Origin of the sequence: Bradyrhizobium symbiodeficiens (genome assembly GCF_002266465.3) — a bacterium.
Classification (GTDB): Bacteria; Pseudomonadota; Alphaproteobacteria; order Rhizobiales; family Xanthobacteraceae; genus Bradyrhizobium; species Bradyrhizobium symbiodeficiens.
Window position 1 is genome coordinate 5,133,214 of record NZ_CP029427.2, and the last position, 15,146, is coordinate 5,148,359.

14 protein-coding genes are annotated in these 15,146 nt (G+C 64.3%); 9 read left to right on the forward strand and 5 right to left on the reverse strand.

From position 1 onward, the window contains the following. Positions 1–2 precede the first annotated feature (2 nt). The 4 genes from CIT39_RS24155 (at position 3) to CIT39_RS24170 (ending at position 4,843) form a co-directional block, all read left to right on the forward strand. Entirely contained in the window at positions 3–1,406 is a 1,404-nt protein-coding gene (locus CIT39_RS24155; protein ID WP_094972475.1) for a capsular polysaccharide export protein, LipB/KpsS family, read from the forward strand. 11 nt (positions 1,407–1,417) lie between these two features. Beyond that, positions 1,418–2,167, forward strand: a complete 750-nt coding sequence (locus CIT39_RS24160) for a glycosyltransferase family 2 protein (protein ID WP_094972476.1) — start codon at positions 1,418–1,420, stop codon at positions 2,165–2,167. Positions 2,168–2,373: 206 nt separating this feature from the next. Next, positions 2,374–3,852: a DUF6056 family protein gene (locus CIT39_RS24165; RefSeq protein WP_094972477.1), complete on the forward strand. Its 1,479-nt coding sequence runs from the start codon at positions 2,374–2,376 to the stop codon at positions 3,850–3,852. Between the two features lie 28 nt (positions 3,853–3,880). Continuing rightward, positions 3,881–4,843, forward strand: coding sequence for a glycosyltransferase family 2 protein (locus tag CIT39_RS24170; protein WP_109853915.1), 963 nt, complete (start codon positions 3,881–3,883; stop codon positions 4,841–4,843). 12 nt (positions 4,844–4,855) lie between these two features. Here the strand turns inward: CIT39_RS24170 and CIT39_RS24175 are convergent, their stop codons facing one another. From CIT39_RS24175 to CIT39_RS24185, 3 genes are read right to left on the reverse strand one after another with little or no spacing between them, the layout of a single operon-like run. Continuing rightward, positions 4,856–5,779: a transketolase family protein gene (locus CIT39_RS24175; protein ID WP_094972548.1), complete on the reverse strand. Its 924-nt coding sequence runs from the start codon at positions 5,777–5,779 to the stop codon at positions 4,856–4,858. Beyond that, the gene (locus tag CIT39_RS24180) at positions 5,776–6,528 is read right to left on the reverse strand and encodes a transketolase (protein WP_244607444.1); all 753 of its coding nucleotides are present in this window, start codon (positions 6,526–6,528) and stop codon (positions 5,776–5,778) included. Before CIT39_RS24180 ends, CIT39_RS24175 begins: the two co-directional genes overlap by 4 nt. A gap of 43 nt (positions 6,529–6,571) precedes the next feature. Next, positions 6,572–7,489, reverse strand: coding sequence for an NAD-dependent epimerase/dehydratase family protein (locus CIT39_RS24185; protein WP_094972550.1), 918 nt, complete (start codon positions 7,487–7,489; stop codon positions 6,572–6,574). Positions 7,490–7,660: 171 nt separating this feature from the next. Between CIT39_RS24185 and CIT39_RS24190 the strand changes: the two genes are divergently transcribed. Both CIT39_RS24190 and CIT39_RS24195 read left to right on the forward strand, forming a co-directional pair. Then, a complete protein-coding gene (locus CIT39_RS24190; RefSeq protein ID WP_094972551.1) occupies positions 7,661–8,614 on the forward strand; it encodes a sulfotransferase family protein in 954 nt (317 codons plus the stop codon). Then, positions 8,604–9,494: a phosphotransferase family protein gene (locus CIT39_RS24195; protein ID WP_094972667.1), complete on the forward strand. Its 891-nt coding sequence runs from the start codon at positions 8,604–8,606 to the stop codon at positions 9,492–9,494. Before CIT39_RS24190 ends, CIT39_RS24195 begins: the two co-directional genes overlap by 11 nt. On the opposite strand, the gene rfbG is transcribed toward CIT39_RS24195, so the two are convergent. Continuing rightward, positions 9,495–10,559, reverse strand: a complete 1,065-nt coding sequence (gene rfbG / locus CIT39_RS24200; RefSeq protein ID WP_094972668.1) for a CDP-glucose 4,6-dehydratase — start codon at positions 10,557–10,559, stop codon at positions 9,495–9,497. Continuing rightward, the gene (gene rfbF / locus CIT39_RS24205) at positions 10,556–11,326 is read right to left on the reverse strand and encodes a glucose-1-phosphate cytidylyltransferase (RefSeq protein WP_094972552.1); all 771 of its coding nucleotides are present in this window, start codon (positions 11,324–11,326) and stop codon (positions 10,556–10,558) included. The genes rfbG and rfbF overlap by 4 nt, the downstream gene beginning before the upstream one ends. A gap of 210 nt (positions 11,327–11,536) precedes the next feature. Between rfbF and CIT39_RS24210 the strand changes: the two genes are divergently transcribed. The 3 genes from CIT39_RS24210 to CIT39_RS24220 are packed head-to-tail and all read left to right on the forward strand — an operon-like array spanning position 11,537 to position 15,026. Continuing rightward, complete coding sequence (locus CIT39_RS24210; protein ID WP_094972553.1) at positions 11,537–12,499, forward strand: UDP-glucuronic acid decarboxylase family protein; 963 nt, start codon at positions 11,537–11,539, stop codon at positions 12,497–12,499. A 39-nt stretch (positions 12,500–12,538) separates the two neighbouring features. After that, positions 12,539–13,843, forward strand: coding sequence for a hypothetical protein (locus tag CIT39_RS24215; RefSeq protein WP_094972554.1), 1,305 nt, complete (start codon positions 12,539–12,541; stop codon positions 13,841–13,843). A 4-nt stretch (positions 13,844–13,847) separates the two neighbouring features. After that, positions 13,848–15,026, forward strand: coding sequence for a CgeB family protein (locus tag CIT39_RS24220; protein ID WP_094972555.1), 1,179 nt, complete (start codon positions 13,848–13,850; stop codon positions 15,024–15,026). Positions 15,027–15,146 lie beyond the last annotated feature (120 nt).

The window sequence follows — 15,146 nt, forward strand, 5'->3', positions numbered from 1 at the left end:
CCATGGCCACACCCGCAAAGACCATTCTCATCACCACGCTCGCCGAATACCAGACCCGGTTCTGGATTCCGGTTGCGCAACGGCTGCGCGCGGCAGGCCATGACGTCGAGTTGCTCGCCTTCGACGATCGCAGCGCGGAGATGTCGACGGCCGAAGGCATTCCGGTCACGAACATGTATCGCGAGGGCCTCAAGGCCGCCCCCTCGCCCGACGACCGCACGGCTTTCGACACGCGGGTTGCGGCCTACGGGCTCGACGGAACCAATTTCCTATTCAGTCATGAGCGCTTCACTTTCGGCATCCGCGACACCGCGGCACTGCGCCGGCGCTTCATGATCTATGCCAATGCGATGGAGACAGTGCTCGACCGGCTGGAGCGGCAAGGCAAGCGCGCCGAGCTGGTGCAGGAGCTCGGCGGCTTCCTCTCGGTACTCGCGAGCTTTTACGCCGCCAGGCGCCGCGACATCCGCAACTGGTTCATCGAGCCCTCGTTTTTTCGCGGCCGGATGTACTTCACGCCTGACACCCTCGGTGCACCCGACGTGATGTCGACGCCGGCGGACGCCGTCTCGTCGGAAGTGCGCGCCTATCTCGACGACACGCTGAGGCAGCGCGCGATCGTCATTCCCAAGAAGGATCAGCACCATTATTCCGCGGCCTTCAAGAAAGTCGTCAATTTGCGCAACGCACGCCGCCTCACCGAAAAGCTGTGGGACCAGTTCGCGCTCGGCAAGCACCAGGAGTTCGGGCACAATCTGCGCCACGCCCGGGTCCATGCCGCGATGGCGCTCAACGCGACGCGGCTGCGCACGCTCTATAAGCCGATCCCCGAGGCGCCCTTCGTCTATTATCCGTTTCACGTTCCGGCCGACATGGCGCTGACGCTGCGCTCGCCGGACTATCTCGACCAAGTCGCGACCGTCGACTTCCTGCTGCGCACGATCCCGGATTCGCATGTGCTCGTGGTGAAGGAGCATCCCGCCCAGATCGGCGCGATCGCGGCCTCCCGGCTGTTCGAGCTCGCGCGCCGGTTCGACAATTTCGTGCTGCTGCCGCCGCAGACCAACAATTACACCGTGCTCAATCGCGCCGATGCGGTCATCTCCGTCAACAGCAAATCGGGCGCCGAGGCGCTGCTGCTCGGCAAGCCGGTCGTGGTGATGGGCGATGCGTTCTACCGCTCGTGCCCGCTGGTGTATGCCGTCGATCGTCTGGCCGATGTGCCCGCGCGCCTGCGCGAGGCACTCTCCGCCGGGCCGTTCGATCCGGCCAAAGGCGCGCCCTATTTCGAGTCTGCCTGGCGTCAGTCATATCCGGGCGAGCTCTATATCAGCGATCCCAAGCTGCTCGACATTTTTGCGGCCTCCCTGCGCGCGGCCGTCGCCGAGCCGGCCGGCGTGAACTGAACGGACCCATCATGCCGCTCGTCTCGATCATCACGCCGTCCTGGAATGTCGAAGGCCTGATCGAGGAGACGATCCACTCGGTGCAGAACCAGACCTTCGCCGATTGGGAGCTCCTGATCGCGGACGACTGCTCGACCGACCGGACGCCGGCGATCATCGCCGGCATCGGCGAGCGCGACCCGCGCGTCAAGCTGATCCGGATGCCGAAGAACGGCGGGCCGGCGCTAGCGCGCCAGGCGTCGATCGACGCAGCGCAGGGCCGCTATCTCGCCTTCCTCGACAGCGACGATCTGTGGCTGCCCGAGAAGCTGGAGCGGCAGCTTGCCTTCGCGAGGGCAAGGCAGGCCGCCCTCAGCTACACCGCCTTCCGCCGCATCAACGAGACCAACACCGTCACCGGACGGCTGATCGAGGTGCCGGCCTCGCTCACCTATGGCCAGCTCCTGGAGAACACCGCGATCGCGACGCTGACCGCAATGGTCGACCGCGAGATCGCCGGCCCCATCGCGATGAAGAACGAGGGCTACGATGATTTCTGTCTATGGCTCTCGATCCTCAAGCGCGGTCACACCGCTTACGGCCTCAACGAGGATCTCGCGCGCTATCGCGTCAGGGGCTCCTCGGTCTCCAGCCGGCCGGCACGTTCGGCCAAATGGGTCTGGCGGATCTACCGCGATGTCGAGCACCTCTCCCCGATCAGGTCGGCCTGGTGTTTTGCCCACTGGTCTACGCGGGCCTGGCTGAAACGGCGGGAGTTCTAAAGCGCAATGAAATCAGGGTGAATCGTCATCGCGCTTTAGGTTGTTGTTTGGGCATGATCTTTTCGGAAAACCGCTGCACACTTTTCGGGATCATGCTCCAGCGATTCCGACGGCGCGGCACACGCAGCCACTTGCAACAGCTGGAATTGAACATTGCGACCTTGACGGGTTGTCTTTAATCTGCCCCGGATCGGAGGGGGCTTTGCGTGTACAATCAAGGTGTTATTCCACTGGCAGCGCGTCCCCACGCCGATCGCCGGTCCTGGATCGGCTGGACGCTGTGCAGCCTGTTTCCTGCAATTTTTCTGTTGTGTCTGTTTGCACTCACGTCGCTTAGCGCGCCTGAACATGACGACTTCTGCTTCGCGGAACTGTATGTGCGTCACGGCTTCGTCCACACCGTGTCGATCTTCTATCATACGCAGTCGGGCCGGATCCTGGCATTGTGGCTGACTCAGCTTCCGCCGGCGATATCGGCCGCGACGGGTGTCAGCTTGCTGTCTGCCTATTCACTGACGATGGCTGCGAGCGCGGCGTTGTTCCTGGCCGCCACGGCCCTCGCCATGGTCCGGGCCTGGCCCCGCACTGCCGCCCTCCAGTTGGTTTTCCTCACGCTCGCATTCGCGAGCGCCGTGGTCAGTGCCGCACCGAGCGTGCGCGATCTGCTGTACTGGCTCTCGGCCGTGACCTGTTACGTCCCGCCGGCCTTGATCACCATCCTGATCCTCGGGGAGTGCGTTCGGGCGCTTGACGGGGAATCCGGCTTCTCGTGGCCGCTCAGCCTCGCGATGGCCCTGGGCGGCTTCGCTGCTGCGCTGTGCAACGAATTTACCGGGGCATGGCTGCTGCTGATCGTGTCGGCCTCGCTGGGCGCGCGCCATCTCCTCGGCCAACAGCGCCAGATCGCGCAGCACCTCCTGATCGCGACCGCCATTGCAATCGGATGGATCATTGTTGTCTCGGCCGGCGGCAACAGCACGCGCATGGAGCAACTCCCGAACGGCGGGCATGTGACGTGGTCGGTTGTTCAAGCACTGGTCGATTCGCTCGCCGGTCTCGGCCGCTTCCTTAGAGAACCTGCCGTCGTCGCCTGGCTCGCCGCCGTCGGCCTGATCGCACTGGCCGAACCTCAAGCGACGCAACCAGCGCCGCAAAGAGGCAAGATGCTGGCTCTCGGCACGATCGCGATCTGCCTGGCGTGCTGTTACTTCGAGTATTTCGCTCATCGATATGCGACGGGCATGCGGCTGATCGAGCGGGCGCAGAACCAGGCGCTCATCCTGCTGCTGTTCGGATCGACTCTGGGCGTCAGGCTGGTCGTCGGTGCCTACAGCCGGCAATTGCGCGAACGGTTTGCGGCGGGCGCGTTTCGTGGCCTGCTCGGTCCGGTCGGGATGCCCGCGAGCCTGGCGCTGCTCACGATCGTCTCGCTCAGCCTGAGCTCAACGGCGTTCCAGCTGCGCGCGCAATGGCAGGACCTGTATCCCTATTGGCGGGAGAGCGCCGATCGGCATGCCCTCCTGACGACGAGCCCCGAACCGGTTGTCGTGCTTCCCCGGCACAAATGGACGCCGTCTCTGCTGATGACCGCCGATGTGACGGCCAACGCCGACAGATTGCCGAACGACTGCATCGCCAGATACTACCACAAATCCGCCGTCTACGGCGCCGACACGCCGCGATGACCATTTGCCCTGCTTCAGAGATGCGAACGTGAAAACAATCAGCGTCATCACGCCCTGTTACAATGAAGAGCTCAACGTCAGGGATTGCTACGAGGCAATCCGGAAGATCTTCGACGGCGAGCTCCAGGGCTATCAGCGCGAGCACATCTTCTGCGACAACGCCTCCGACGATCGCACCATGGAGATCCTGCGCGAGATCGCAGCGCGGGACCCGGCGGTAAAGATCATCGTCAATGCGCGCAACTTCGGACCGCTCCGCAACACCTACAACGGCGTGATGGCCTCGCGCGGCGACGCCGTCCTGCTGTTCATGCCGGCGGACCTTCAGGATCCACCCGAATTGCTTCCTGAATTCGTCAAGCTGTGGGAAGCCGGCTACGAGATCGTCTATGGGATCCGCGCCGCGCGCGAGGAAAGCCGTCTGATGCGCGGGCTCCGCAACACTTACTACCGCGTGCTGACCCGGTTCTCCGAGCTCAAGGTGCCTCCAGGAGTCGGTGACTTCCAACTTGTCGACAGGCGTGTTGTCGAGGCCATGCGTCACGTCCGTGACGCCTATCCGTTCATGCGAATGATGACGTTCGAATGCGGCGGTCGCATGGTCGGCGTGCCCTACACCTGGCGCGAGCGCAAGAAGGGATTTTCCAAGAACCGCGCCAGCGCGCTGATCGATCAGGGCCTCAACGGGCTGGTGTCCTTCACCACCGCGCCAGTCCGATTCGGCCTGCTCGCGGGCTTTCTGATCTCGGCCGTGAGCATCGCATACGCGATCGTCAACTTCATCATCGGCCTGGTACTTTATCAGAAGCTCGCCGAACCCGGCATCCTCACACTGATCGTCGCCATGTTCTTCTTCGGTGGCGTACAGCTGTTCTTCATGGGCATGATCGGCGAGTACGTTCTCGCGATCTACGGACAGGTGCGCGAGAAGCCAGTAGTCTTCGAGCGCGAGCGCGTCAATTTCGACCCCTTATCGCCGCCCGGCCCGTGACGCGCAGGCGCGTCAGCACTTCGCCAGCGATTGCTCTATTCGCGCGACGATCGCCTGAGCCGAGAGACCGGCGGCATCGAGCAGCGCCTCGCGCGACCCCGCGCTCGAGGTCTTGCCACCCTGCTCCGGAATGCCGAGGCCTGTGACCGGCGGTCGCCGCGGATCGCCGGCGAATAGGCCAGCTACCAGGCTGAACAAGCCGCCGCGCAAGATGTGCTCTTCGAGCGTCACGACGAGCGAGGCGTCGCGCACGGCGTCGCGGATCGCGGCTTCGTCGAGCGGCTTCAGGCAGGAGACGCTGACGACACCGACGGCACGGCCCCGCCCGGCGAGTTCGCCGGCGGCCTCCAGCGCGCGGGAGGCAATCGGCCCCGACGCGAGGATGACGACATCCCGTCCGTCACGCAAAACCCTGGGCTTGCGCAGATCGGTCACGGCGGCGCCGAGATTCGGCTCCCCCTGACGGCTGAGCCGCAAGTAAGACGGCCTGCCGCTGGTTGCGATCAGACGCGTTGCAGCCCGTACCTCCATGGGATCGCACGGCACGAACACCTCGATGCCCGGCAGCATCGACATGATCCCCGCATCCTCCAGCGCGTGGTGGGTGTAGCCCTGGCTGCCATAGGCATAGCCTGCGCCCACCGCCACGACCTTGACGTCAGCACCGTGGTAGCAGACGTCGTTGCGAAGTTGCTCGAGGCAGCGCAACGTGGGGAAATTGCCGATCGAGTAGATGAAGACGGTCTTGCCCGACAGCGCAATTCCGGCGGCGATCCCCGCCATGTTCTGCTCGGCAACGCCGACATTGAGATAGCGATCGGGAAACTTCGCCGCGAAAGGCTCCAGCACGGAGTAGCCGAGATCGCCGCAGAGCAGCCAGACGTCGGGATTTTCGCTTGCGGCCTGCGACAGGCTCTCGATGAACGTCGTCCTCATGCGCCGACCTCGGCCAGCGCCTGCGCGAGCAGCTCATCCGATGGCGAGCGATAATGCCATTCGAGCTTGTTCTCCATGAAGCTCACGCCTTTGCCCTTGACGGTGTGGGCGATCACGACGGTCGGCCGGCCCGATGCGGCCGGCACGCCGCTCAGCACACGCTCGAGCGCAGCGAGGTCGTGGCCGTCGATCTCCTCGACCTGCCAGCCGAACGCTTGCCATTTCTCGGCAAACGGATCCAGGTTCAACACCTCGGCGACCGAGCCGAAACTCTGGATCTTGTTGAAGTCGACGATGACGCAGAGATTGTCGAGCTTGTGATGCGGCGCGAACAGGATGCCCTCCCAGTTCGAGCCCTCGTCGCATTCACCGTCGCTGAGCAGGCAGAACACGCGACTGCCTGCGCCTGCATGGCGTGCGGCCAGCGCCATGCCGATCGCGATCGGCAGGCCATGGCCGAGCGAGCCGGTCGAAACCTCGACGCCGGGCACGGCGTGGCTGACATGCCCGGTGAAGATCGACCCGTCGCGGCAATAGGAGTCGAGCTCGGTGAGGGAAAAGAAACCGCATTCGGCAAGCGTTGCGTACATGATCGCCGTGGCGTGGCCCTTGCTGAGCACGAAGCGGTCGCGGCTCGGGCTTTGCGGCTCAGCGGGATCGACGCGCAGGATCCGCGTGTAGAGCACCGCCAGGATGTCCGCCATCGAGAGGCAGCCGCCGATATGGGACGCCTTCGCGGCATGCACCATGCGCAACGCGTGCGCACGAATCCGTCGCGCGAATTCTTTCGGCTCAGGAAGATTTTGTCGCGTCATGCCACTCTACCGTCTCGCGTAGTCCCTCATCCAACGGCACTTCGGGCTTCCAGCCCAAGGCAAGCATGCGCGAAACGTCCGCGGCCAGGACCATAACCTGATCGGGCCGATACGCCAACTCGCCGAAGCCGAGAGCGGCGCCGGGGTCTACGAGATCGCGCAACCGCGTCACCGTCTCGCGCAACGGCGGGGCGTCGGCGCTGCCGACATTGAAGATGCCGCTCGCCGCTTCGTGCGTGATCGCCAGCCGGAAAGCGCTCGCGGCATCGCGCGCGTGCAGAAATCCCCAGCGCTGCTCGCAGGCCGTCAGCGCCATATGGTGGCCGGAGCGCAAGTTCCGGATCGTGCTCGGAATCAGCCAATGATCGGCATCTTTCGGGCCGTAGGTCGAGAAAATCCTGAGCCAGGCGGCACGCAGGCCCCGCTCCTCGCACAGGCGCATCGCCATCGATCCGGCCGCGAGCTTGGCCATGCCGTATAACGTCGTCGGCCGTGGCACGTCGTCCTCCCGGATCGCGCGATCATAGGGGCCGTACTCCGCCTGCGATCCGGCTCCGACGAAGATCCTGGCGCCGGCTTCGGCCGCGATCTCGGCGAGGCCCACCGTGTCGGCCACGTTGACGGCCTGGACCGGGCTGTTGCGATCGCTGCCTGCGACACCACGCCAGGCCATGTGCACGACCGCCTCCGGCGCGAACGCCCCCAGCGCTCCGCGCAGCCCATCCGGATGCTCCAGACTGCCCGGGATCACGTGCAGCCGGTCATGGAGCTGCGCGAGGCGCCAATAGGAACTTGCCGGCCGCAGCTGGACGGCCACCTCGTGCCCCCGCGCCACGAGGTCCGCAACGAGATAGGAGCCCAGAAAACCGCTCGCACCGGTGGCAAAAACACGCATAAGCCCCCGGGTAGATCAGCTACCCCGGCGCCGTCAATGTCCCGCTTCGGCAAGGCCCCCCGCCCATGCCACGTTCCCGACACGGCGGAAGGGGCGATCCGAACTTGATTATCCGGCCCATGCGGCTAAACGGAGGGCCAGATCGAGGTTCGACGACGCAGGGGTAGACGCATGAATGACTTCCGGCTGGCCATGGTTTCCGCAGGCTTCGAGCACGGCGGAAACGTCACCCATCGTCACTTCGACGGCCATCCCGACCTGCTCGTCTATCCCTTTGAATCTCAGCTCGGCAACCGCAACTTCAACGACTTCCTCGCCTCGGTCGAGCGCGTCCAGTACCGCTATCCCGAATTCCCGGAGGGGCTGACGGCTACCGAGCTCTATGAGCAGATGATCGACGAGGAGTTGAAGACCTTCCTGCGCAAGCGCAACGGCTCCAAGTTCCGCGATGCGGACTGCGTGATGGACGAGAAGAAGCGGGTCGCCGAGTTTGCCCGCATCGTCGGCGAGCCGCCGATCTTCCGCCGCCAGGTGATCGAAGCCTTCTTCCGCGCGACCTTCGCAGCCTGGGAGAACTATTACGTCAAGCCGCGGCCGGGCATGGTCCATGTCGGCTACTCGCCCGCCATCGGGATCGATGCCGATCGCATGGTGCGCGACTTTCCCAACGTCCGCATCCTGCACATCGTGCGTAATCCGTTCTCGGCTTACCGCGACACCAAGCGCCGCCCGTTCCCGCAGCCGCTGACCAAATACCTGATCACCTGGAACATCTATCACTCGACGGTCGAGATGTTTGCCAAAATGTATCCCGAGAACGTGCGGATCTTCCGTTACGAGGACCTCGTCGACGACAAGCGCAAGTTCATGACCGAGGCGGCCGGATTCATCGGCGTGCCGTTCGCCGACTCCATGCTTTATCCGAGCTGGAACGGCGTCGAGATCAAGGATTCCATCGCACCTTGGGGAACCGTGCTCAAGAGCACCAAGGACTACAACCAGGCCGTGATCCAGGAGCTCTCGGACCAGGAGCGCAAGCAGATTGCACAGGGCACCGCCGCACTCGCCCGTCATTTCGGTTACGACCGGATCGACTATCTGAGCCCGCTCTATCGTGCTGAGTAAGATCGCGTTCTTCGAGACCGACGACCGCCCCGACATCGCCGCCGATCGCGCGCGCCTCCTGCCCGCGCTGCGACGGCATCTGCAATCCCTGGGCCGCGACGCCACCGTCGCGCCGGCGCCCGGCGGTACCCTCGGTGCCTGCTACGATGCGGATATCTCCGGCGAGAAGCGGTTTCTGAAGACCCATCTGCCGGGGGCGCGTGCGCGCGCCAACCTCGCCAAGGAAGCCGACATCCTCGAGCAACTCCATGGCAACACGGTCGTGCTCGAACGATTCGAGATCCCGCTCGCGAATGGAGCGGCGCGGCTCTGCCTCATGATGCCCGCGCTGGTGCCACAGGCCGCCCCGATGCCCCCCGCTGATGCCGCCGCAATGGCATCCGCGTGCAGTGAGCGGCTCAAGGACTGGCAGCCGGATGGGCTTGCCTCGTTCGATCACTATCTGGCGTCCGCCGCAGGGGCACTGGAGACGCTTTCGAGCCGCGGCCTGCTGGATCGGGCCGGCGCGACCGAGGTGCGCAGGCTGATTGCGCTGCTCGGGGATGGTCTGGCGGATTTGCCCGAGGCGCTCTGTCACGGCGATTTCGGGCCCAAGAACATCATGCTCCAGGGCGGCGTGCGGCGCGTCATCGACTGGGAAGATGCATTCCGGGGCATCGCCGGCTACGACTACCTCTACTGGCTGACCTTCATGGAGAACCGGCCGTTCCTGCAAGAGGCCGCCTTCGGCCGAACCGGTCTTTCGCCCGACGTCGAGCGCGCCATCCTCGTGCTCGTCGTCCTGCTCAAATCCTATCTGGCGGTCTTGTCGGGCGAGCACCTGCAGCACGCGATGTCGGCAGAGGACCGCATTGCCGAGATCCTGGATCTGCCGGTCTGATCAGGCCTGCGCGGCGCCAGCGACCTGGTCGAGTTGATCGAGCGAGAAGCTGCGCAGGTCCCGGCCCTCGCGCAGCGCCTTGTACCAATCGACGGTCAGCTGAAGGCCTTGCGCCAGATCGAGCCGGGGCGTCCAGCCGAGTTCGCTCCGCGCCTTCGCGCAATCGAGCCTGAGATAGGCGGCTTCGTGCGGATGCGGGCCGGAATCGGCCGTCCACCGCGCGCCGTCGCCCCACAGCGCGATCAGACGATCGACCACGGTCCCGACCGGCACCTCGCTTGCGGTATCCGGTCCGAAATTCCAGCCCCCGACGAAACGCTCATCGCCCGCCAATCGCTCGACCAGCGAGAGATAGCCGAGCACCGGGTCGAGCGCGTGCTGCCAGGGCCGCACCGAATTGGGATTGCGGATGCGGAGCGCCTCGCCGGCCAGGAACGCCTGCATCGCATCGGGCACCAGGCGGTCGCGCGCCCAGTCGCCGCCGCCGAACACGTTGCCGGCCCGTGCGGTCGCGACGCGCGCCGCCCCCTTCGCGTTGAAGAAACTATGGCGGTAGGAATGCGTCACGAGCTCGGCGCAGGCCTTGCTGTTGCTGTAGGGGTCGTCACCGCCGAGCCGGTCGCCCTCGCCGAAGGCGGCGTCGTTGCCGTTGTTCTCGTAGCACTTGTCGCTGGTGACGTTCAGGATCACCTGCACCGAGCGCAGAGGCCGTGCCGCCTCCAGCACATGCACCGTGCCCATCACGTTGGTCGCAAAGGTCTCGACCGGCTCTTCATAGGACGGACGCACCAGCGCTTGCGCCGCCATGTGGATGACGATGTCGGGCTCGGCTTCCGCCATTGCGGCGCGCAAGGTGGCGAGATCGCGGATGTCGGCGATGCGGTGCTTGATGTCGTCGGCGATGCGCGCCGTGACGAACAGCGCGGATTGGTGGGTCGGCGGCAACGCATAGCCGTAGACGTCGGCCCCGAGGCGGCGCAGCAGCAGCGACGCCCACGCGCCCTTGAAGCCGGTGTGGCCGGTGAGAAAGACCTTCTTGCCGCGCCAGAATGCCGGATCAGTCACCAGACCCTCCATTTGGCACGGTTGCCGGCCCACTCACCCTCGAGGAAGTTACGATCGCGCAGCGAGTCCATCGGGTGCCAGAAGCCGGGATGCACGTAGGCGCGAAGATCATCGCCGCGCACGAGCTGCTCCATCGGCTCGCGCTCCCAAATCGTGTTGTCGCCTGCGATCAACTCGCCGACCGACGGCGACAACAGAAAGAAACCGCCATTGATCCAGCCGCCGTCGTCATTGGGCTTTTCCTCGAAATTGACGACCCGGTCGCCCTCGATCGCGATCGCGCCGAAACGCTTGGCCGGCCGCACCACCGAAACGGTGGCGCGCCGCCCATGCGCCTTGTGGAACGCGATCTCGGCGGCCAGGTCGATGTCGGCAACACCGTCGCCATAGGTCAATGCGAAGAAGGGCTCGTCCGCGACATAAGGCAACACCCGCTTCAGCCGGCCGCCGGTCTGGGTGTCCTCGCCGGTGTCGACGAGCGTAACCCGCCACGGCTCGGCCGTCTCGCGATGCACTTCCATCCGGTTCTCGGCGATGTGGAAGGTCACGTCGGACATGTGCAGGAAGTAGTTCGCGAAGTACTCCTTGATCATGAAGCCCTTGTAGCCAAGGCAGATCACGAAATCATGGAAGCCATAACGGCTGTAGATCTTCATGATGTGCCACAGGATCGGCCGCCCGCCGATCTCCACCATCGGCTTCGGTCGCGTGGTGGTCTCCTCCGCGATTCGCGTGCCCAGGCCTCCCGCAAGAATTACGACTTTCATTCACCTGCTCCGAACGGAGGCACGCTCCCCGCGTACTCCAGACGGCTTCTATACGAAGTGGCGGGACCTGGAAAATCCATCGGTCTCAAACCACTTCCGATATCAAGTGGTATTTTGTTACCCACAAAGCCCTTGGCGTTTTCACCCGTAGCCGATACCACTCTGCCGCCGCACCGGGAGACCGTCCCGAGATCCAGCTGGAACCCGATCATGCCGTTTGAAAACTACAGGAACAGCCGCATCCTCGTCACCGGGGGCGCCGGGTTCATCGGGTCGCATCTATGCGAGCGACTGCTCGATGCCGGAGCCGAAGTGGTATCCGCAGACAATTATTTCACCGGCAGCCGGCGCAACATCGCCCATCTGATCGCAAATCCACTGTTCGAAGCTATCCGGCACGACGTCACCTTTCCGCTCTACCTCGAGGTCGACGCGATCTTCAACCTGGCCTGCCCGGCCTCGCCGATCCACTACCAACGCGATCCCGTGCAGACCACCAAGACCTCGGTGCACGGCGCCATCAACATGCTGGGGCTCGCCAAGCGGCTCAAGGCGCGCATCTTTCAGGCCTCGACCAGCGAGGTCTATGGCGATCCGCTGATCCATCCGCAGACCGAAGATTACTGGGGCAACGTCAACCCGATCGGCATCCGCTCCTGCTACGATGAGGGCAAGCGCTGCGCCGAGACGCTGTTCTTCGACTATTGGCGCCAGCACGGCCTGCCGATCAAGGTCGCGCGCATCTTCAACACCTACGGTCCGCGCATGCAGCCGAATGACGGCCGCGTGGTGTCGTCCTTCATCGTCCAGGCGCTCCAGGGCGAGCCGATCACCGTTTTCGGCGACGGCGGGCAGACCCGCTCGTTCTGCTATGTCGACGACCTCGTCGAGGCCATCATGCGGTTGATGGTGACGGCGGAAGACATCACCGGCCCGATCAACCTCGGCAACAATTCCGAGTTCACGATCCGTGAACTCGCCGAAAAGGTCATCAAGCTCACGGGCTCGCGGTCCAAGCTGGTGTTCAAGCCGCTGCCGCAGGACGACCCGCGCCAGCGCCAGCCCGACCTCGCCAAGGCGAAGGCGATGCTGAACTGGGAGCCGAAGGTCGCACTCGAGGACGGGCTGAAGGAAACGATCGCCTACTTCAAGCACTCGCTCGACATCGCCTGACCTGCTCGCAACCTCCATCGTCCGCAGCGAGCTTCCACAATGAGCGCACTGGCCGGCATCATCAGCGATCTGCGCACCCGCCTGGACACGAAAGCCGCGCTGACGAGGTTGGTGCTGCTGCACAGCGCCGTCACCTGCCTGTCGCTGATCGAGGTTGCGACCTTCCAGCTTTCCATCGACTTCAACCCGAGGCGCCTCTGGATCGCGGTCATCATTGCGGCCGGCTTTTCCCTCGTCTCGCTGCTGTTCGCCTCCGTCCGCTTCTGCTTCGGCTATTTCGTCGGATTCTATTTCTACACGATGATCCTGGGCTTCCTCTGGATCGACGTCTTCTCCGACTACAATTACCCGCGATTGCTTGCCGGAGTTTCGGCGGCACTGGCGCTGCTGCTATGCCTGATGCCCATGCTGTTCATCCGGGCACCGCTGCGGCAGTTCGTGATCCTCTCCAACGTCCGCTTCGAGCAGTTGCTCACGCTCATTCTGGCGATCTCCGTAGCCACGATCGCGGTGGCCGCGACCTACAATTTTCGGCTGGTCTCGATCTCGCGCATTTACGACTATCGCGACACCCTCGAATTTCCGGGAGCGCTGCGATATCTCATCGGCTGGGTTTCCAGCACGCTGCTGCCGTTCGTCTTCGCGTGCTACTGGCTGCTCGGCCGCCGCATCCGCGCCGTCCTGGTCCTGGTCCTGCTCCTGCTGTTCTATCCCATCACCCTGACGAAGTTCGCGTTCTTCACGCCGGCCTGGTTGATCGCGCTGGTCGTGCTGTCGCGGCTCCTGGAGGCGAGAGCATCGGTCATCGCCTCGATTTTCGTTCCGATGCTGATCGGGCTGCTCGTGATCTGGCTGACGGAGGCGAGCCTGCGGAGCATTCCCGGCAGGTATTTCGATATCGTCAACATCCGGATGATGGCGACGGCATCGGGCGCGCTCGAACTCTACAATGATTTCTTCGCTAACCACCCGCTGACCTGGTTCTGCCAGATCTCCGTTCTCAAGCCGCTGATGCATTGTCCTTATGATGAGCCGCTCGCGGTGGTCATGCAGAACGCCTACGACTTCGGCAATGTGAATGCGTCGCTGTTTGCTACCGAAGGCATTGCGTCGGTCGGTCCCTGGCTCGCACCGCTGACCGCGCTCGCAGCAGGCTTCGTGCTGGCGCTCGGCAACCGCACCTCCGCAGGGCTTCCGCCTCGCTTCGTCCTGATGTCATCAGGCGTGCTGCCGCACGTCCTGCTCAACGTGCCGCTCTCCGTCGCCATGCTCACCCATGGCACCGCGATCCTCTTCCTGCTCTGGTACGTGATGCCCCGCACCCTGTTCGAAGAAAAGCCGTAACGCCGTGCGCATCCTGATCCTCAATGCCGACTATCCGCGCTTCCTCGCCTGGCTGTACCGGCGTACGCCCGGCCTCGAGAACGAGCCTTACGCGGCGCAGATGGCGGCGCGGAACGCCAGCCTGTTCGGCGTCGCCGATTTCTATTCGCGCAATTTCGCCGGCCTCGGGCACGCCGCCGCCGACATCCATGTCAACAATCCCTGGATGCGGGCGGCCTGGGCGCGCGAGCACGGCCTTGCCGTCACCGAGCCGCCGCCGCCCGGCACGCCGGCCGCGCGCGATGCCGTTCCCGGCTGGCTACAACGCGCGGTCGCCCCCTTCAAGCCGGTGCTGCGGCCGCTCGCGCGCAAGGTCGGCCTCAGCCCGCGCCTGGATGCCGAAGCGGAAAAGATCCTGCTGGCGCAGATCGAGGACTTCAAGCCAGATCTCGTCCTCAACCAGGATCTGTTTCACGTCGACACGCGCCTGGCGCGCCGGATCAAGGGGATCGGCCGCCCGATCCTGATCGGCCAGATCGGCATCTCGCCCTCACGCGGCGAGGACTGGTCGGTCTATGATCTCATGATCTCGCAGATGGCTGCGGTGGTGGATTTCTTCCGTGCCCATGGAGCGCGCGCGGAAGTGGTCCATCTCGCCTTCGAGCCCGGTATCCTCGACGTCCTGCCTCCGCCACCTTCGCAGGCCTTCGACGTCACCTTCGTCGGTGCGGTATCGGCCGATCACCAGCTTCGCGTCGCGCAGCTCGAAGCGGTGGCGCGGCGCTACGATCTCAAACTGTTCGGCAGCGGCCTGCATTCCCTTCCCGCCTCCTCGCCGCTGCACCGCTGCTACCAGGGCGAGGTGTGGGGCGCTGAAATGTACCAGGCACTGCGCGCCTCCCGCGTCACCCTCAATTCGCACATCGACATGGCCGGTCGCGAGGCTGGCAATGCCCGCTTGTTCGAAGCGACCGGCGTCGGCGCGTTTCTGCTCACCGACTTCAAGGACAATCTGCACACGCTGTTCGCTCCCGAGCGCGAGGTCATCGCATGGTGTAGCGTCGAGGACTGTCTCGCGTTGATCGATCGGTATCTTGCCGACGATACGGCGCGCCAGTCCATCGCCAGGGCGGGACAGGCAAGGACGTTTGCCACCCATACCTTCCGTCGGCGTGTCGAACAGATCCTCGGATACACCGGCTGAATTCCACACCGGCGGGCGAACCGAGCGCCACGCCCGTCCGCCCTTGACGGTCCCGGCCAAAATGGCCAAAGTGCAGAGTGAGACAGCTATCTCACTCTAATCACAGCGATTTTTTGAGGC